General features: G+C 58.9%; 16 protein-coding genes. 8 read left to right on the top strand and 8 right to left on the bottom strand.

All coding sequences use genetic code 11. The annotated features are described in order from the left end of the window. Positions 1–89: 89 nt before the first annotated feature. Complete coding sequence (locus GIR22_RS12335) at positions 90–965, bottom strand: helix-turn-helix domain-containing protein (protein WP_154743587.1); 876 nt, start codon at positions 963–965, stop codon at positions 90–92. A 137-nt stretch (positions 966–1,102) separates the two neighbouring features. Between GIR22_RS12335 and GIR22_RS12330 the strand changes: the two genes are divergently transcribed. Continuing rightward, a complete protein-coding gene (locus GIR22_RS12330; RefSeq protein WP_154743586.1) occupies positions 1,103–2,017 on the top strand; it encodes a DMT family transporter in 915 nt (304 codons plus the stop codon). 81 nt (positions 2,018–2,098) lie between these two features. Here GIR22_RS12330 and norR read toward each other — a convergent pair whose 3' ends face one another. Next, entirely contained in the window at positions 2,099–3,646 is a 1,548-nt protein-coding gene (gene norR, locus GIR22_RS12325; protein WP_154743585.1) for a nitric oxide reductase transcriptional regulator NorR, read from the bottom strand. A 153-nt stretch (positions 3,647–3,799) separates the two neighbouring features. Between norR and hmpA the strand changes: the two genes are divergently transcribed. The 7 genes from hmpA (at position 3,800) to cyoE (ending at position 11,405) form a co-directional block, all read left to right on the top strand. Further along, positions 3,800–4,981 (top strand): NO-inducible flavohemoprotein, encoded by a 1,182-nt coding sequence (gene hmpA / locus GIR22_RS12320; protein ID WP_154743584.1) that lies wholly within the window; start codon positions 3,800–3,802, stop codon positions 4,979–4,981. A gap of 295 nt (positions 4,982–5,276) precedes the next feature. Continuing rightward, positions 5,277–5,783 carry a disulfide bond formation protein B gene (locus GIR22_RS12315; RefSeq protein ID WP_154743583.1) on the top strand — a complete coding sequence of 169 codons (507 nt, stop codon included), beginning with the start codon at positions 5,277–5,279 and terminating at the stop codon, positions 5,781–5,783. 797 nt (positions 5,784–6,580) lie between these two features. Further along, positions 6,581–7,519, top strand: coding sequence for a ubiquinol oxidase subunit II (gene cyoA, locus GIR22_RS12310; protein WP_154743582.1), 939 nt, complete (start codon positions 6,581–6,583; stop codon positions 7,517–7,519). Between the two features lie 3 nt (positions 7,520–7,522). Beyond that, positions 7,523–9,541: a cytochrome o ubiquinol oxidase subunit I gene (gene cyoB / locus GIR22_RS12305; RefSeq protein ID WP_154743581.1), complete on the top strand. Its 2,019-nt coding sequence runs from the start codon at positions 7,523–7,525 to the stop codon at positions 9,539–9,541. Positions 9,542–9,544: 3 nt separating this feature from the next. Continuing rightward, a complete protein-coding gene (locus GIR22_RS12300; protein WP_154743580.1) occupies positions 9,545–10,171 on the top strand; it encodes a cytochrome o ubiquinol oxidase subunit III in 627 nt (208 codons plus the stop codon). After that, on the top strand, positions 10,171–10,506 hold the full coding sequence (gene cyoD, locus GIR22_RS12295) for a cytochrome o ubiquinol oxidase subunit IV (protein ID WP_154743579.1): 336 nt from the start codon (positions 10,171–10,173) through the stop codon (positions 10,504–10,506). The genes GIR22_RS12300 and cyoD overlap by 1 nt, the downstream gene beginning before the upstream one ends. Positions 10,507–10,517: 11 nt before the next feature. After that, positions 10,518–11,405, top strand: a complete 888-nt coding sequence (cyoE, locus tag GIR22_RS12290) for a heme o synthase (protein WP_154743578.1) — start codon at positions 10,518–10,520, stop codon at positions 11,403–11,405. Between the two features lie 68 nt (positions 11,406–11,473). Here cyoE and GIR22_RS12285 read toward each other — a convergent pair whose 3' ends face one another. From GIR22_RS12285 to GIR22_RS12260, 6 genes are all read right to left on the bottom strand, one after another. Further along, entirely contained in the window at positions 11,474–12,178 is a 705-nt protein-coding gene (locus tag GIR22_RS12285) for a hypothetical protein (RefSeq protein ID WP_154743577.1), read from the bottom strand. Positions 12,179–12,320: 142 nt separating this feature from the next. Continuing rightward, positions 12,321–13,601, bottom strand: coding sequence for an NAD(P)/FAD-dependent oxidoreductase (locus tag GIR22_RS12280; RefSeq protein ID WP_154743576.1), 1,281 nt, complete (start codon positions 13,599–13,601; stop codon positions 12,321–12,323). 44 nt (positions 13,602–13,645) lie between these two features. After that, positions 13,646–14,476, bottom strand: coding sequence for a transporter substrate-binding domain-containing protein (locus GIR22_RS12275; protein ID WP_154743575.1), 831 nt, complete (start codon positions 14,474–14,476; stop codon positions 13,646–13,648). 42 nt (positions 14,477–14,518) lie between these two features. After that, positions 14,519–15,247 carry an amino acid ABC transporter ATP-binding protein gene (locus GIR22_RS12270; protein WP_154743590.1) on the bottom strand — a complete coding sequence of 243 codons (729 nt, stop codon included), beginning with the start codon at positions 15,245–15,247 and terminating at the stop codon, positions 14,519–14,521. A 51-nt stretch (positions 15,248–15,298) separates the two neighbouring features. Further along, positions 15,299–16,273 carry an amino acid ABC transporter permease gene (locus GIR22_RS12265; RefSeq protein ID WP_154743574.1) on the bottom strand — a complete coding sequence of 325 codons (975 nt, stop codon included), beginning with the start codon at positions 16,271–16,273 and terminating at the stop codon, positions 15,299–15,301. 159 nt (positions 16,274–16,432) lie between these two features. Next, complete coding sequence (locus GIR22_RS12260; protein ID WP_154743573.1) at positions 16,433–17,683, bottom strand: 2-aminoadipate transaminase; 1,251 nt, start codon at positions 17,681–17,683, stop codon at positions 16,433–16,435. Positions 17,684–17,926: the final 243 nt, after the last annotated feature.

Here is a 17,926-nt window from a genome sequence, read left to right as displayed (position 1 = left end):
GCGCCAGCGGCTACAGGTTTTGTCGGTAAGCCCAGGAGATGTATAGATACCTGCGGCTAGACAAGGCAGCTTCCATATTGGGTCTGTGTTCAGGGCAAGAACGCTTGCCGATACTCCCCAGGCGTTGCCCCCATCGCCTGGCGAAACCGGTTGGTGAAATGGCTGGCACTGGAAAATCCGCAGGCCAGGGCAATTTCGCTCAATGCCAGGGAGCTGCCGCGCAGCAGTTCCCTGGCCCGGCTCACGCGGCGTGCCAGCAGGTACTGATGGGGTGGCAAGCCAAAACTCTCGCGAAACATCCGTGCAAAGTGGTACTCCGACAAGGCGCACATTCCCGCCAATTGCCCAAGACTGATGGGATCGGCCAGTTGCTGATCGATGTACTCCACCAACTGCCGCCGCTGGTGGGCGGCCAAGCCGCCTTTCAAACGCAGGCCCTCGCGCAGACCGACCTGGCTGAGTAGAGTATGGCTGAGCATTTCGTGGGCCAGGCTGCTGGTGAGCAGGCGTTCGGCCGGTTCGTTCCAGTTCAGGCTGATCAATTTGTGGAAGCGCCGGGCCTGCTGGGCATCGTCGAGGAAGGTGCTTTCCCGCAATTGCAGCTCCCGGGGCTCGCGGTCCAGCAGGGTGACGCAGCCGAGGGCAAACTGTTCCGGGCTGAAGTACACGTGGGCCAGGCGGATTTCACCGTTGATTACCCAGGCCGATTGATGTTCGGCGGGTAGGGTGCACAGTTTGTCCGGGCCACCCTTGGTGCCGGGTTGGTCCCGACGGAACGTACCGGTGCCGCCGCCCACGTAGCACGACAAGGTGTGGTGGCTGGGGGCTTCATAGTCCTGGGCGTCGTGATGGTTACTCCACAAGGCTGCAGACAAGCCGTCACCGAGTTCGGCGCACAGCTCAAGGCGAGCGTTGGGCGAACGGTTGAGGGCTTGAAAAACGTGCAGGGTTTCCAGTGGCGGCATGGCTGTTCTCTCGGATGACTTGCATCCTACTCTGCGTGATGGGGGCTGTGGCCCCGCCGGCCGACAAAAGCGCAAGAATGTGCAAGAAACGCCGGCCACTCCAGGACGACACTGTGGTTCAACCGCCGGAGTGTGCCATGAACCTATCCCTGTATTTACTCACCGTGCTGATCTGGGGTACCACCTGGATTGCCCTCAAGCTGCAATTGGGTGTGGTAGCGATTCCCGTGTCCATCGTCTATCGCTTCGGCCTGGCGGCGCTGGTGTTGTTTGCGCTGTTGCTGGTCAGCCGCAAGTTGCAGGTGATGAATCGCCGTGGGCACCTGATCTGCCTGGCCCAGGGTTTGTGCTTGTTCTGCATTAACTTCATGTGCTTCCTGACCGCCAGCCAGTGGGTCCCCAGTGGTCTGGTGGCGGTGGTGTTCTCCACGGCTACCCTTTGGAATGCCCTGAGTGCCAGGGTGTTCTTCGGCCAGAAAATCGCACGCAATGTATTGATGGGCGGTGGGCTCGGGCTGTTGGGGTTGGGCCTGTTGTTCTGGCCCGAATTGGCGGGGCACACCGCCAGCCCGCAGATCTTGCTCGGTCTGGGCTTGGCACTGCTGGGGACGATGTGTTTCTCGGCGGGCAACATGCTGTCGAGCCTGCAACAGAAGGCCGGGCTCAAGCCACTGACCACCAACGCTTGGGGTATGGCTTATGGGGCGTCGATGCTGGCACTGTACTGCGGGTTTCAAGGCATCCCCTTCGACATGGAATGGAACACCCGTTATATCGGTTCGCTGCTGTACCTGGTGATTCCGGGGTCAGTGATTGGCTTCACCGCGTACTTGACCCTGGTGGGGCGCATGGGGCCGGAGCGTGCGGCGTATTGCACGGTGCTGTTTCCAGTAGTGGCGTTGAACGTCTCGGCCTTTGCTGAGGGCTACCAATGGACCGCGCCGGCGCTGGCGGGGTTGGTGCTGGTGATGTTGGGGAATGTGCTGGTGTTTCGTAAGCCCAGGCCCGCGCTCGATATTTGTAGGAGCGAGCTTGCTCGCGAAGATCGTTAACGATAACGCGGCCATCCTGGATGACTGGGATGTCTTTGCGTTTTTCGCGAGCAAGCTCTCTCCTACAGTACGGTGAAGGGGTTATTTGAGGCCCAGGCGCTTGGCCATGCGCCCCAGGTTCGCCCGGTCCAGGCCCAGTTCGCGGGCGGCGCTGGCCCAGTTATGCTGATGCCGCTCCAGGCAGGCGCTGATCACCTGGCGCTGATAGTTTTCGGTGGTCAGGCGCAGATCGCCTGTGGCCTCTGGCAGAGGAGCGAGGGGTTGTTCTTGCGGGAGTGGCGTCGAGACGTTCGGCAAGTCCAAGTCCGCGGCACTCAGGCTGAGAATCTTCGGACGCTCGCGACAATTGCCCAACGCTTTTAAAGCGCTACGGCCGATCAGGTGTTCCAGCTCACGCACATTGCCCGGCCAGGTATATGCCTGCAAGGCAGCCTGGGCGTCGCTGGTCAGGCGCAGACTGCCCAGGCCCATATGTGAACGGTTCTGCTCGAGGAAAAAACCGGCGAGCAGCAGTACGTCACGACCTCGCTCGCGCAGGGCTGGCACTTGCAGTGGGTAGACGCTTAAGCGGTGATAGAAGTCGGCCCGGTAATGGCCGTTTCGGACTTCTTCGGCCAGGTCGCGGTTGGTGGCGGCGATCAGGCGCACATCCACCTGGTGCTCCTGGTCTGAGCCTAAGCGCTGTAGCTGGCCGCTTTGCAGCACTCGCAACAGCTTGGCCTGGATGGTGAGCGAAAGCTCGCCCACCTCATCCAGAAACAGGGTGCCGCCGTTGGCCAACTCGAACTTGCCACGGCGCTCATTCAACGCGCCGGTAAAGGCACCGCGCACATGGCCGAACAGTTCACTTTCCACCAGGGTTTCCGGCAGTGCTGCGCAATTGAGGCTGATCAGCGGTTTCTCGGCCCGTGACGAGGCGGCGTGAATTGCCTGGGCCACCAACTCCTTGCCGACGCCGGTTTCGCCGGTGATCAACACCGTCAGGTCGCTGCCGCCCACCAATTTGACTTCCTCCACCAAGCGTTTGTGGCACTTGCTCTGGCCAATCATCTCCTTGTGCTGCTGGCCGCTGGCCTGGCGATAGATCTCGGCGCGCTGGTGCTCGTCCTCGGCGCGAATGGCCAGGCGTTCGATCCGTTCAGCGGCATTGACGGTGGCGGCAGCGAGGCTGGCGAAGGCTTGCAGGGCGTCCAGTTCGACTTGTTCGAAACGCTCGGTGTCGAGGGCGTCCAGGGTCAGCAGGCCCCAGGGCCGGTCGTCGATAAACAATGGGCAGCCCATGCAGTCGTGAACTTCCAGATGACCGTGGAGGCCATCCACCAGGCCGTCGTAGGGGTCGGGCAATTTGCTGTCGCTGGCAAAGCGGGTCGGGCTGGAGCGGCTGAGCAGCACCTCGAATCGTGGGTGCTCGCTGATCTTGAAGCGCCGACCCAAGGTGTCCGCGCTCAAGCCATCCACCGCCAGCGGCACCAGCCATTCGCCGTCCAGGCGCAGCAGGGCGGCGGCGTCGCAAGGCAGCAGGGCGCGCATGGCCTGGAGCAAGCGTCGATAGCGCTCGCCTTCGGGCAGCTCGCGAGACAGGTCCGCGACCAGGGGCAGTAGGGTGGTGAGCAGGGAATGTGCAGTCATAATGACTCCTTGTAGTCCTTATGACTATATGATGGAAGAGTCATACTGACTACATGTAATTTAACTTGTTGAAAAATATCGATTTATTTCTTGGCACGATTCCTGAGTAACACAAGGTAATCAGATAGAAACCCAAAGCTCAGGAGTATCCCCATGCTTAGCGCTCAAGACCGTGCCATCGTCAAGTCCACCGTACCCTTGTTGGAAAGCGGCGGAGAGGCCCTGATCACCCATTTTTATCGGATGATGCTGTCCGAGTATCCCGAAGTGCGCCCGTTGTTCAACCAGGCCCACCAGGCCAGCGGTGACCAGCCTCGCGCCCTGGCTAATGGCGTGTTGATGTATGCCCGGCATATCGACCAACTGGATCAGTTGGGTGACTTGGTGGCGAAGATCATCAATAAACACGTAGCTCTGCAAATCCTTCCCGAGCATTACCCGATTGTGGGCAGTTGCCTGCTGCGGGCGATTTGCGAAGTATTGGGCAGCGAGATCGCCACGCCCGAAGTAATGAGCGCCTGGGGCGCAGCTTATGGCCAACTGGCGGATATCCTGATCGGTGCGGAAGGTGCTATCTATGACGAAAAAGCCCAGGCGGTTGGCGGCTGGCGCGGGGCGCGGGGATTTACCCTGGTCAAGCGTGTGGAAGAAAGCAGTGAGATCGTCTCCTTCTATTTTGCCCCTGTGGATAACGGCCCGATCCTGTCCGCCGAGCCCGGCCAATACATCGGCATGAAACTGCTGCTTGATGGTGAGGAAGTGCGGCGCAACTATTCATTGTCGGCGCGTACCGATGCGGGCCAGTACCGCATCAGCGTCAAGCGCGAAGCTGGCGGGCGGGTGTCCAACTACCTGCATGATCAACTGCAAGTGGGTGCGACCATTGACCTGTTCCCGCCATCGGGCGAGTTCACCCTGGTGGCCAGCGATAAACCGCTGGTGCTGATCAGCGGCGGCGTGGGCATCACCCCGACCTTACCGATGCTGGAAGCGGCGCTGGCCACCGAGCGTCCGGTGCACTTTATTCACTGCGCACGCAATGGCGCTGTGCATGCGTTCCGTGACTGGGTTGATGCACTGGCCGAGCGTCATCCGCAACTGACGCGCTTCTATTGCTACGCCGAGGATGATGGCGTGAGTCCTGCGGCAGACACATTCGGGCTGCTCAGCCAGGAGCAACTGGCGGCGTGGTTGCCCGAACAGCGCGATGTGGATGCCTACTTCCTGGGGCCAAAAGGTTTTATGACGGCCATCAAGCGCCACCTCAAAGCCCTCGGCGTGCCTGAGCAGCAAAGCCGCTACGAGTTCTTCGGCCCCGCCGCTGCCTTGGAATAACCCTTGTAGCCGCTGTCGAGGCACGAGGCTGCGATAGGGGCCGAAGGACCTTCAGCCCTTTCAAAGTCGATCGCAGGCTACGCCAGCGGCTACAAGTGATCGGTGATCGACGCTCCTTTGTAGATACCGTCTTGCCCGTCACCGGGCAAGAGCCAATTTCGGGTCATGCACTGGCCCATTAATCCGCCGTTAACCCCTCTGTTTAAACCTTGCAATGCCAAGTGCTCACGTTTCACGCGCTGTGTGTAAACTTGCAGCCATTGGCATAACCATTATTAGGCAAAGGGAAACGGGGATGAGTGACGAAATGCGCTTGGGTCGGGAGCGACGCTTTCTGGTGTTGCTGGGGATTATCTGCCTGGCGCTGATCGGCGGGGCGCTGTACATGCAGGTGGTGCTGGGCGAGGCACCGTGCCCGCTGTGCATCTTGCAACGTTATGCGTTGCTGTTGATTGCGATCTTCGCCTTTATCGGTGCCGCCATGCGCACCCAGCGCAGCGTCACCGCATTTGAAGTGCTGGTAGTGCTCAGCGCGCTGGGCGGTGCCGCCGCCGCCGGGCACCATGTCTATACCCAGTTCTATCCAGCCATCAGCTGTGGCATCGATGTGTTGCAGCCGATCGTCGATGGCCTGCCCCTGGCGACGATCTTCCCCCTCGGTTTCCAGGTCGATGGCTTCTGCAGCACGCCTTACCCGCCGGTCCTCGGCTTGTCCCTGGCCCAGTGGGCATTGGTGGCCTTCGTACTGACGGTGGTCCTGGTACCGCTGGGCATCTATCGCAATCGTCACGGCAAAGCCTGAGTCGTCACTCAACAACGCCCCGGCTCTCCTTATCGGCAGGCCGGGGCGTTGTTGTTTGTGGGATTTAGTGAGGAGATCGTGACGAAGAGCAACATTGAGTGCGCGCGACGTGCGACATGTTGTCACAGCGGAGATGTCGCAGGACGTTTCCCACTCCTTAGGCAGCTAAGTAAATTTGCATCGCAGCGGTATTTCTGGCTGTCAGTTCGCAGTTTGGCCAGCGCCGCAAACCACGTGCCGTCCGAATCCCTGCGTGATCTCTGAATGCCTTGTTTCTAGGGGGCTTGGATCAGTTTCCCGTTTCCTTGGGGAGGGTAGGGGAGGCGGTAGAATGCCTTATAGCACGGCACTTTTTGGGGTTTTTGTTGAGAATCAAACGCGATACGATCGCATTCCCTTGCAACAATGATGAAGGATTATTGCTGGAAATGATAAAAATTATTTCTGGATAAGACATGGTTTCTCCATCCTTACCTATCTACAATCGCCCGCACTGAATGTCCGGTGCTGCTCATCCCATGAGCATTAAGGCGGTCGAGAGGCAGATGGACTGCTTCGTGCGACCCAAGGGTACCGGCAGCCTTTCAACTATCCGCACCAAATGGAATTGGTCTGTGACAAGGCCTTTGACCCACGAATTCGAATAAGAACTCACCGCTGACCCGGACGTGTCGATCAGTTTATAGCGCGAAGGTCAGGCCCTTATTCAATCGAAGAGAAACGCCAACCCTTGGCAGGGTGAAGTGTTGGCGATCAAAACCCAACTGCATTGCGCAAGCTGCTTTAGAGGTCGTGAGATGAGTAAAAACAGGTACACCCGATTACTAGGCATATTGCCGCTTTTCGGCATGCTATTGCTGGGAGGCTGCAACTGGACGTTGCTCGACCCTGTGGGACAGGTCGGCGTGGAGCAACGTAACCTGATCATCACTGCCACTTTGCTGATGCTGTTGGTCGTGGTGCCGGTGATCGTGATGACCTTCGCGTTCGCCTGGAAATACCGCGCGTCCAACACCAAGGCGACCTATGCGCCGAAGTGGTCGCACTCCACCAAGATTGAAATCGCGGTGTGGCTGGTACCTGTACTTATCATCATCGCCCTGGGTTACATCACCTATAAGTCGACTCATGAGCTGGACCCTTACCGTCCGCTGGAATCCGACGTTCCGCCAATCACTATCGAAGTGGTCGCGCTGGACTGGAAGTGGTTGTTCATCTATCCCGAGCAAGGGATCGCCACTGTCAACAAGATCGTGTTCCCGGCCAACACCCCGATCAACTTCAAAGTGACCTCCGACGCGGTGATGAACTCGTTCTTCATCCCGGGCCTGGGTGGCCAGATCTACGCGATGGCGGGCATGCAGACCAAGCTGCACCTGATTGCCAACCAGAACGCCGAGCTCGACGGTATCTCCGCCAACTACAGTGGGGCGGGCTTTACCGGTATGAAATTCAAAGCAATCGCCACCACCCAGGAAGATTTCGACGCCTGGGTCAAAGAAGCCAAGAGCTCACCTAAACAGCTTGAAAAAGCTGAATACGAAGCCCTTGCCAAGCCAAGCCAGAACAACCCTGTAGAGCTGTACTCCTCGTACACGCCGGACCTGTTTCAGAAGATCATCGATAAGTATGAAGGGATGAAGCCAGGCAAGCCGGTCAAGCACGAGAAGAAAGAAGTGGCTGCTCTGGAAGGGACGGACGCAAATTCGCATTCAGCTGCCGGGGCAGAGGAGTAAACGATGTTTGGTAAATTAAGTTGGGAAGCGGTCCCGTTCCACGAGCCGATCGTGATGGTGACCATCGCCATGATCGCGCTGGGTGGCCTGGGGCTGTTTGCAGCACTCACCTACTACAAGAAGTGGACCTACCTGTGGACCGAGTGGCTGACGTCGGTCGACCACAAGAAAATTGGCGTGATGTACATCATCGTCGCCATGGTCATGCTGCTGCGTGGTTTTGCTGACGCCATCATGATGCGTACCCAGTTGGCCATGGCCACCGAGGGTTCGCCTGGCTACCTGCCGCCTGAACACTATGACCAGATCTTCACCGCCCACGGCGTGATCATGATCATCTTCATGGCGATGCCTTTCTTCACCGGCCTGATGAACCTGGCAGTGCCGCTGCAGATTGGTGCACGTGACGTTGCGTTCCCGTTCCTCAACTCCCTGAGCTTCTGGCTGCTGGTTTCCGGCGTTGTGCTGATCAACCTGTCCCTGGGCGTCGGCGAATTCGCCAAGACCGGTTGGGTTGCCTATCCGCCGCTGTCGGGGCTGCAATACAGTCCGGGCGTGGGGATGGACTACTACATCTGGGCGCTACAGTTATCAGGACTGGGTACGACGCTGACGGGGGTCAACTTCCTGGCCACCGTGCTGAAAATGCGTACCCCTGGCATGAAGCTGATGGACATGCCGATCTTCACCTGGACCTGCACCTGGGCCAACGTGCTGATCGTGGCTTCGTTCCCGATCCTGACCGCTACCCTGGCACTGCTGACGCTTGACCGTTACATGGATTTCCACATTTTCACCAATGAACTTGGTGGCAATCCAATGATGTACGTCAACCTGTTCTGGGCCTGGGGTCACCCTGAGGTATACATCCTGATTCTGCCGGCGTTCGGGATCTTCTCCGAAGTCATCTCGACCTTCTCCGGCAAGCGTCTGTTTGGCCACCGCTCGATGATCTACGCTTCTGGCGCGATCTCGGTACTGGGCTTCATGGTCTGGCTGCACCACTTCTTCACCATGGGTTCGGGGGCCAGCGTCAACGCCTTCTTCGGCCTGGCGACGATGCTGATTTCGATCCCGACGGGGGTGAAGCTATTCAACTGGCTGTTCACCATCTATCACGGTCGCTTGCGTATCACCAGCCAGGTTCTGTGGACCCTGGGCTTCATGGTGACCTTCGCCATCGGCGGCATGACCGGCGTACTGCTGGCCATCCCGGGTGCTGACTTCGTGCTGCACAACAGCCTGTTCGTGATCGCTCACTTCCACAACGTGATCATCGGCGGCGCGGTATTCGGCTACATCGCAGGTTTCAGCTTCTACTTCCCTAAAGCGTTCGGCTTCAAGCTGCACGAAGGTTGGGGCAAGGCAGCATTCTGGTTCTGGATCTCGGGCTTCTTCGTCGCATTCATGCCGCTCTATGCACTGGGCTTCATGGGCATGACCCGTCGCCTGAACGCCTCCACCAACCCTGAGTGGGTGCCGTACCTGTACGTCGCCATGTTCGGTGCGGTGATGATCGCGGTCGGTATCGCCTGCCAGTTGATCCAACTGTACGTCAGTATCCGTGACCGCAAGCAGAACGCCTGCGACTCCGGCGATCCATGGAATGCACACACCCTGGAATGGTCGACTTCGTCGCCACCACCGTTCTACAACTTCGCCGTACTGCCGAAAGCCGAGACGATCGACCCGTTCACCGAAGCCAAGGAAGACGGTACCGCGTACCAGAAACCGGCTCGCTACTCGCCGATCCACATGCCCAACAACACCGCAACCGGTGTGGTCATGGGCGCTCTGTTGACGGTATTCGGTTTCGCGATGATCTGGCACATCTGGTGGCTGGCGATCGCCAGCCTGGCTGGCACCGTGATCTATTTCGTGATCCACGCGGCCCGTGATGATCAAGGCTACATGGTGCCGGTCGACGTGATCGAACGCATCGAAGCCGAGCAGCACGCTCGCCTGGTAGCCGAGAAGAAGATCCCGGCCAACCGTGTTGAAACCTCGTTGGAACAGGCTTAAACCATGTCGAACTTAGTGACCAATGCTGGACACGCCCATGTCGATGACCATGGGCATGATGACCATCACCACGACTCGGGCCCGATGACCGTCTACGGTTTCTGGCTCTACCTGATGACCGACTGCATCTTGTTTGCGTCGATCTTCGCGGTGTACGCGGTACTGGTAAACAACGTAGCGGGTGGCCCCTCGGGCCACGACATCTTCGAGCTGCCATACGTGCTGGGCGAAACTGCCTTGCTGTTGTTCAGTTCGATCACCTACGGCTTCGCCATGCTGGCGTTCTTCCGGGGTAACAAGAAGCAGGTCCTGACCTGGTTGGGCCTGACCTTCATGCTCGGCCTGGGCTTCATCGCCATGGAGATCAACGAGTTCCACCTGCTGATCTCCGAAGGCTACGGCCCTAGCCGTTCGGGCTTCCTGTCCGCGTTCTTCACCCTGGTCGGTACCCACGGTCTGCACGTGACCAGCGGCCTGATCTGGATGGCGATCATGATGTATCAGGTCAACAAGCATGGCCTGACCAACACCAACAAGACCCGCCTGACCTGCCTGAGCTTGTTCTGGCACTTCCTGGACGTGGTCTGGATCTGTGTGTTCACCGTTGTCTACTTGATGGGGACTCTGTAATGGCTAATGCACCCTCCCATGACAGCCATGATGCTGGCCACGGCAGCGTTAAGTCGTACGCTATTGGCTTCATCCTGTCGGTAATCCTGACGGTGATCCCGTTCGGCCTGGTGATGTACCCAACCCTGCCGAAATCCATCACCTTGATGATCGTCCTGGCGTTCGCGGTGATTCAGGTTCTGGTTCACCTGGTGTACTTCCTGCACCTGGACCGCTCCGAGGCCCAGCGTGAGAACGTGGTTGCGTTTATCTTCGCAGCCTTGGTGATTGTCCTGCTGGTTGGCCTGTCGCTGTGGATCATGTTCAGCATCCACACCTACATGATGGCGAAGTGAGGTAAGACCCGATGTCGCTTAAGCACTTTATCCAAATCACCAAACCGGGGATCATTTTCGGTAACGTGCTTTCTGTGGCAGGCGGCTTCTTCCTGGCCTCCAAGGGACATGTCGATCTGGCCATCTTCCTGGCCGCAATGATCGGTACGTCCCTGGTGGTAGCTTCCGGTTGTGTCTTCAACAACTGCATCGACCGTGACATCGACCTCAAGATGGAGCGCACCAAGAATCGCGTGCTGGTCCAGGGCCTCATCTCCCTGAAGCTGGCACTGATCTTCGCGACCGTCCTGGGTGTTGCCGGTGTGGTGCTGTTGTACAAGGTGGCCAATCCGCTGGCGGCGCTGTTTGCCGTGATCGGCTTTGTCATCTATGTCGGCCTCTACAGCCTCTACCTCAAGCGCAAGTCGGTTCACGGCACGCTGGTGGGCAGTCTGTCGGGGGCGATGCCGCCGGTGATTGGTTATGTGGCTGTGACCAATAGCTTCGACATGGCCGCGCTGGTGCTACTGGTGATGTTCAGCCTGTGGCAGATGCCGCATTCTTACGCCATCGCGATCTTCCGCTTCAATGACTACCTGGCTGCGTCGATTCCGGTATTGCCGGTCAAGCGTGGTATCCAGGTGGCCAAGAAACACATCCTGCTCTACATCCTGGCCTTCCTCGTGGCGACCTTGATGTTGACCTTCAGTGGCTACGCCGGCATGAGCTACCTCGCCGTCGCCGCCGCCATGGGCATGTACTGGTTGTACATGGCCTGGACCGGCTACAAGGCAGTGGATGACACCGTCTGGGCGCGCAAGCTGTTCGTGTTCTCGATCTTCACCATCACCGCCTTGAGCGTAATGATGTCCCTGGATTTTCGAGTGCCAAGTGAACTGCTGGTGACTTACGCCAACTGAGTGCTCACGCAGTAAAAAGCCCCGCCTTCGAGAGAAGTGCGGGGCTTTTTATTGGGGGTTGGGCCGGGTTACTGCTGGGTGATGCTATACCCGTCAAACGCAGTCTGCTGCTGCAACGCGGTGATGATGCTTTTGCGGGTCAGCGGTTGTTCGGCACCTGCGTTATCCACAAACGTCTCGACTTCCAGGTCGGCCTCATCGCCTTCACCGACAAAGCTGAAGCCCAGGAACTCAAAGGCTTCACGGTCGACGTTCGGCTTGGTACGCGGCGAGCGTAACGCCAGGGTGACGCTGATGCCATCCTTGCTGATGGCAAATACTTCAACTTCCTTCTTGGCCCGTGCGGCCTTGCCTTTGCTGGCGCTTGGGTTGCTGATGGCCTGGTGAGTCTGGTTCAGCACCTTGAGGGCCAGGCCGTAGACCAGTTCCTGGAACTGGGGGTCGTCCTTGAAGCTGGACAGGATACGGCTGATGGAGAACCTGCTGCTCAGGTCTTCCAGGGCGGCGCTGTCGGAGGCCTCGGCGTCTTTGAGCTGCTTGAGCTGGCCCATCAGCTCGTATGCCTTATCGTCGTCGAAGGCGTCGTGGGCCTGGCGGATGGCCACGCGCAATTCGCGGATCTGGTCGCTTTCCTTGGAGGTGTGGAACGCGTCCAGCACCATTTCACTGATGCTCTTGGCCGCAGGCACGTGCTGTGAAAGATTGATGGCGTTTTCGTATTCGACTTTGGAATGCAGGGAGACTACGGATTCTTCGGTGCGGGAATCAGGCATTGAAATTTCACTACTTCGTTAAACGGGGAGGCGGGAAAAGCGTCGGGTATTTTCAGGGGGGAGGGGGATCAGGTCAAGGCACGTTCCCGGATCGGGAATAGCCTTGCCTTGTGGTTTGAATGCCGGTAAGTCCTGCGGCCCATCAGGCATTGCGCAACCGTTCCTGTACAAAATCCATCAATTTCAACGAACGGTAGATGGCGTTCGCCGCGATCAGCCCGAACGGCCCACCGTTCCAGTCCAACAGGTAGGGTTTGAACAACTGATACCGGGTGCTCTCGCCGCACACTGCTTCGGCGATCACCCGGCCACCGATGGAACCGGTGTTCAGGCCATGGCCACCAAACGAGGTGCAGGCCCAGACACCGGGCTCCAGCAGTCCCAGGTTGGGCATTTTGTGGGAGGCGTAGCCCATCAGGCCTGACCAGGCGAGTTCAATCTTCACGGGAGCCAGTTGCGGGTACACCGCGACCATATCGGCCTTGAGCATGGTCGCCAGGGCTTTTTCGTCCTGCTCGTTGCGTGTGGTGATGCGCCCGCCCCACAGCAGGCGGTCGCCTTCCACTACGCGGTAATAGTCTGAGGCGCGACGATCGTCGGAGAAGGCTGCGTTGGAATCTAGGACCTTTTTGATGCCATCGCCCAAGCGTTCCGTCAGCACCACATAGGTGGCAATGGGCAGGTAGGCGCGGCTGAGCTTTTGCAACTCCGGGCCACCGTAGCCACCGGCGCAGAACACCAGGTCCTTGCAGCACACCGTACCCTCGGCGGTCTGCACAATGCAGTCGTTGCCTTCACGGTGCCAGGCGAGCATTTTCGATTGTTCGAAAATCCGCCCTGCGCCCGTTTCAATAGCCAGGGCCAGGCCCAGGCAATAATTCAAGGGATGAAAGTGCAGGGCCTTGGGGTCTTCGATGCCCTGGTAATAACGTTGGGTGTGGGCCCGCTCACGCACCTGGCGGGTGTCGAGGTAGTTGAGTTCATAGCCGAAGTCCCGGCGCATGCTTTCAATATGGCTTTTCACGCTGGCGCTGTCGTCGTAGCGCTTGACGCGAATTGTGCCGGGCGCGGGATCGCAGCCGGGGAGCGCCAGATCGCTGATGTTATGCCGCACGATCTCGACGCCTTCGGCCGACAGGTTGAACAAGGCCTGGGCGTGTTCCAGCCCGAGCTTCTTGCGGATGGCCCCCGAACCTTCGGCCCAGCCCGGCGAGACCACGCCGCCATTACGTCCGGAAGCGCCCCAGGCTATGTGATGGGCCTCGAGGATGATCACCCGTTTGCCGCGTCGGGTCAGTTCCAGCGCGGCCGTGAGGCCGGCGATACCGGCACCGATAATGCACACGTCGCAGGTTTCATCGGTGCTCAGGCTGGGGCGCGGTACGCGGGGAAGCGAGGTTTGTGAGTACCAGGTGGTGGGCATGGGAAATCCTTGAATAGCCCCCCCTGTAGGAGCGGGGGGGCATGCTATTTAACGGTGGAGTAGTCCACGCCATACCACTTGGTCGACAGTTTGGTCAGTGTGCCATCGTCATGCATTGCGCCGACGATTTCGGCGAGCTTGGCCTTGAGTTCCGGGTCACCCTTGTCGGTGGCAATGGCCAACGGCTCGTAGAACACCACCCCATCAATCGCCTTGAGCGGGTAATTTTTCTTGATCGCAGCTTCCAGGGTGCTGCGCTGGGTGAGGATCGCGTCCAGGCGCACGCCGTCCCCCAGGCGCAAGTCGTCCAGTGGCGCCAGGGAGCCTGCGTAAGTTTTCAGTTTGCCGGCCTTGACGTCGCAAGAGGCCGCTGGAATGTCACTGGTTTCGATTGCCAGGGCTTGATTCAGGCAGTCTTCGGAGGTGGTGCCGCCTTCCACGCCAATGGTCTTGCCATTGAGGGCTTGACGGTCGCTGAGGGTCGAGCTGTTGTGCACGGCAAACACATAGGGCACGTAGTAGTAAGTGGCCGGGAAATCGAGAATTCGCGCCCGGCTTTTAGTGGCCGTCATGGAGCCCACGGACATGTCCCAACGGCCATTCCACTTGCCGGCAGTGATCACGTCCCAGTCTGGGGTGATGAACTTGACCTCCACCCCTAATCGCTTGGCGATCTCCTTGGAGACATCGATGTCGAAGCCGTCGATTTCATTCTTGTCGTTGATAAACCCCTGGGGCGGCCAGATAGCGGACGTCGCTACGGTCATTTGTTTGCTGCCCTGGATTTTGTCCAGGACTGCGCCGGCGTTGGCCGTGCCGACGAACAGCAGTGACAGGGTTGCCGCCAGGGTGATTGCGCGTTGTTTGCTGAGCATGTCCATCTCCACGTCTGGTTATTGTTATGGGTAAAACGGCACTCAGTGACCGATGATTTGCGAGAGAAATTTCTGCGCGCGCTCGGTCTGTGGGTTGTTGAAAAACTCGGCTGGGGTGGCTTGTTCGATGACTTGGCCCTGATCCATGAACAGCACACGGTCGGCGACCTTGCTGGCAAAACCCATCTCATGGGTTACGCAGATCATGGTCATGCCGTCGGTGGCCAACTCGCCCATCACCTCCAGCACCTCATGGACCATCTCCGGGTCCAGTGCCGAGGTGGGCTCGTCGAACAGCATGACCTTGGGCTTCATGCACAGTGCCCGGGCAATCGCTACCCGTTGTTGCTGGCCGCCCGATAATTGGGAAGGGTACTTGTGGGCATGTTCGGCAATGCGCACACGTTCGAGGTAAACCTGGGCGCGCTTTTTCGCCTCGACCGAGGACACCCCTTGTACCAGTTGTGGGGCGAGGGTCAGGTTGTCCAATACACTGAGGTGCGGGAACAGGTTGAAGCTTTGGAACACCATGCCGATTTCCCGGCGCACGGCGCTGACACTTTCCGCTTCGCTGGTGAGGGTGATGCCGTTGACCTGGATATGACCCTTCTGAAAGTTTTCCAGGTGGTTGATGCAGCGAATCATTGTGGATTTGCCCGAGCCAGACGGGCCACACACCACCAGGATCTCGCCGCTGGCGACGTTCAGGTCGACGTCACGCAACGCATGGAAATTGCCATACCACTTGTTCAGGCCGGTGATGGCAATCATCGACGGGGCGCTGCTCGATTGCTCGGCGATATGAATTTGAGTGGTCATGGTTCAACCCCTTGCCGTGGATCGGTTGACCCGTTTTTCAATCCGCGCCTGCACCCGTTCGAGGATGAAAGACAGCGCCCAGTAAATCATCGCCGCAGTGATCAGCATTTCCAGGTGCCGGAAGTCGGCGCGGCCCTGGGTCTTGGCCAGGTACATCAACTCCCAGACACCGATCACCGAAACCAGGGAACTGTCCTTGAGCATGGCGATGAACTGGTTGCCGGTGGGCGGAATGATCACCCGCAAGGCCTGGGGCATGATCACCCGGCTCAGGGTCTTGAACGGGCTGATACCCAAGGCTCGGGACGCTTCCCACTGGCCTACCGGAATACTCTGGATGCCTGCGCGGAAGATCTCTGTCATGTAGGCGCCGTAGCACAGCGACAATGCCAGGATGCCGGCAGGCACCGCGTCGACCACGTAGCCCAGTTGTGGCAGCCCCAGGTAAATCAGGTAGATCTGGATCAGCAGCGGCACACCGCGAAAGAACGAGGTGTAGAACGAGGCCAGGGCGTTGGCCACGCCGTTGTTCGACAGCTTGGCCACCGCGCCGATGAGCGCCAGGACGAAGGCGATCATGATGGCAATGGCGGAGATATACAGGGTGGTGGCCGCGCCCTGGATGACCAGGAAACCCACCTTGTCGAGGATGAAGCTGTAGGAGAGATTGAAGGTATCGAAGAACGCCAGGAACAGTATCAGCAACTCGATCCAGACCACCGTAGTCTGCACCTTGAGCTTCAAGCGCCCCAGGATATGCACGTTGAGCGTGCCGAGCACGGCAATGCTCAGGCCGATAGCGATATTGCGCGCCGTCAAGCTGTCTGGTGCGTTGCCTAGCAGGGGGTGCAGGAAATGACTCAGGGCACTGTTACCCAGGTTCATCAGGTACGCGCCGAGAAACAGCACCACGGCCAGGCCGAGTAGGAATCGAGGATCGTTGGACTTCTTTTTATAAATTATATTGTCGTGATACATGGATACCTCTGGCTTGTCAGTGGTACTGACCTCGTCAGGTAGAGGGATTAACGGTGAGTATTGCCGGGCAAAATTTCCCACGACAAGCGACTATAATTCGCTATGTCAGTCCCTAAGGTCATCCTGGCTTTAGCCGGCGACAGCGTTGGGGGCAGCGGTTCAATCCAGCTTGGCCAGGCATGCCTCAAGAATGTCCAGGCCCTCTTCCAGCACTGCCGGCTCGATGGTCAGCGGTGCCAGCAGGCGAACAATGTGCCGGGATTTGCCACTGGGCATCAGCAACAAGCCGGCATCCCGCGCCAAGTTCAGCAGTTGGGCCAGTTGTTGAGGCGCCGGGGTGCCATCAGCGTTGGCCAACTCAATACCGCGCATGGCACCAACGCCGGTCAAACGGCCCAGGTAAGGTGACAGTTGCCTGGCTCGCCACGATTCATGGCGGCTGACTATCGCTGCTTCCTGTTGCGCGCCCCAGGCTTGCAAGTGTTCATCGGTCATCACGTCGAGGGTCGCCAGCGCCGCCGCGCAGGCAATGGGGTTGCCGGAGTAGGTGCCACCCAGGCCGCCCTTGGGCAAGGTGTCGAGCAGCGCTTTGCGTCCCACCACCGCCCCAAGCGGCACGCCGCCAGCGATGCTTTTACCCAGCAGGATCAGGTCTGGCTCTATTCCCAGGCGTGAGAACGCGAAGCGCTGGCCGGTACGACCGAAACCGGACTGGATTTCGTCGGCAATCAGCAGGATGTTCTTGTCGTCGCAAAAACGCCTCAGGGCCTGGGCGAACGCTATGTCGAGGGTCAGGAAGCCCCCTTCGCCCTGCACGGGTTCGATGATGAAGCAGGCGACGTCCTCTACGTCGATCTCCACGCTGAATAACCGCTCCATCGCCTTCAGCGCCTCGTCGCAGGTCACTCCATTGTCTCGGCTGGGGAAGGGCAGGTGATACACGGGGCCTGGCAGCACACCGACTTTCTGCTTGTAGGGCGCGACCTTGCCGTTGAGGTTCAGGGTGGCCAGGGTGCGGCCGTGGAAGGCGCCGTCGAAGGCGATCACGGCCGTGCGGCCAGTGGCACCACGCACGATCTTCAGGGCGTTTTCTGCGGCTTCCGCGCCACTGTTGGTGAGCATGCCGCTGACCGGGTAGCCCACCGGAATAAAGGCGCTGAGGCGACCCATCAGCTCGATATAGGGTGCATGAGGCGCAGCGTTGAAGGCGTAGTGGGTCAGCTTTGTGGCCTGCTCGCGTATGGCCTCGACGATGCGCGGATGACAGTGGCCGAGGTTGAGTACCCCAATGCCGCCGACAAAGTCGATGTAGCGTTTGCCAGTGGTGTCCCAGACTTCGGCGTTTTTACCAACGCTGAGGTTGATGGGGTGGACGGTGGAAATCGACTGGCTGATGGTTTCGCGGCTCATGGGGCTCGGACTCGACAGTGGGAGGCTTCTTTTATCTAAGCCGTGAGCCGCGCCGTACCGCAAACGAAATAAAGTGTGCGGGTCATTATTAAAAGTCGGGATGTGCGGCCACAAAAATGCCTTCACCTTGAGGATCTCCCCCTGGGGGCAAGCGTTTTCAAATCACGGGATCATGGCTCCTCTAAAAACCGAGTTCATTCCAAATCGGAAGGAACCTAAGCCTAAACGTCGTTTGTGGCCAAG

Origin of the sequence: Pseudomonas karstica, from assembly GCF_009707515.1 — a bacterium.
Classification (GTDB): Bacteria; Pseudomonadota; Gammaproteobacteria; order Pseudomonadales; family Pseudomonadaceae; genus Aquipseudomonas; species Aquipseudomonas karstica.
The sequence above is the reverse complement of the archived record's forward strand: the minus strand, read 5'-3'. Positions and strand labels throughout refer to the sequence as shown.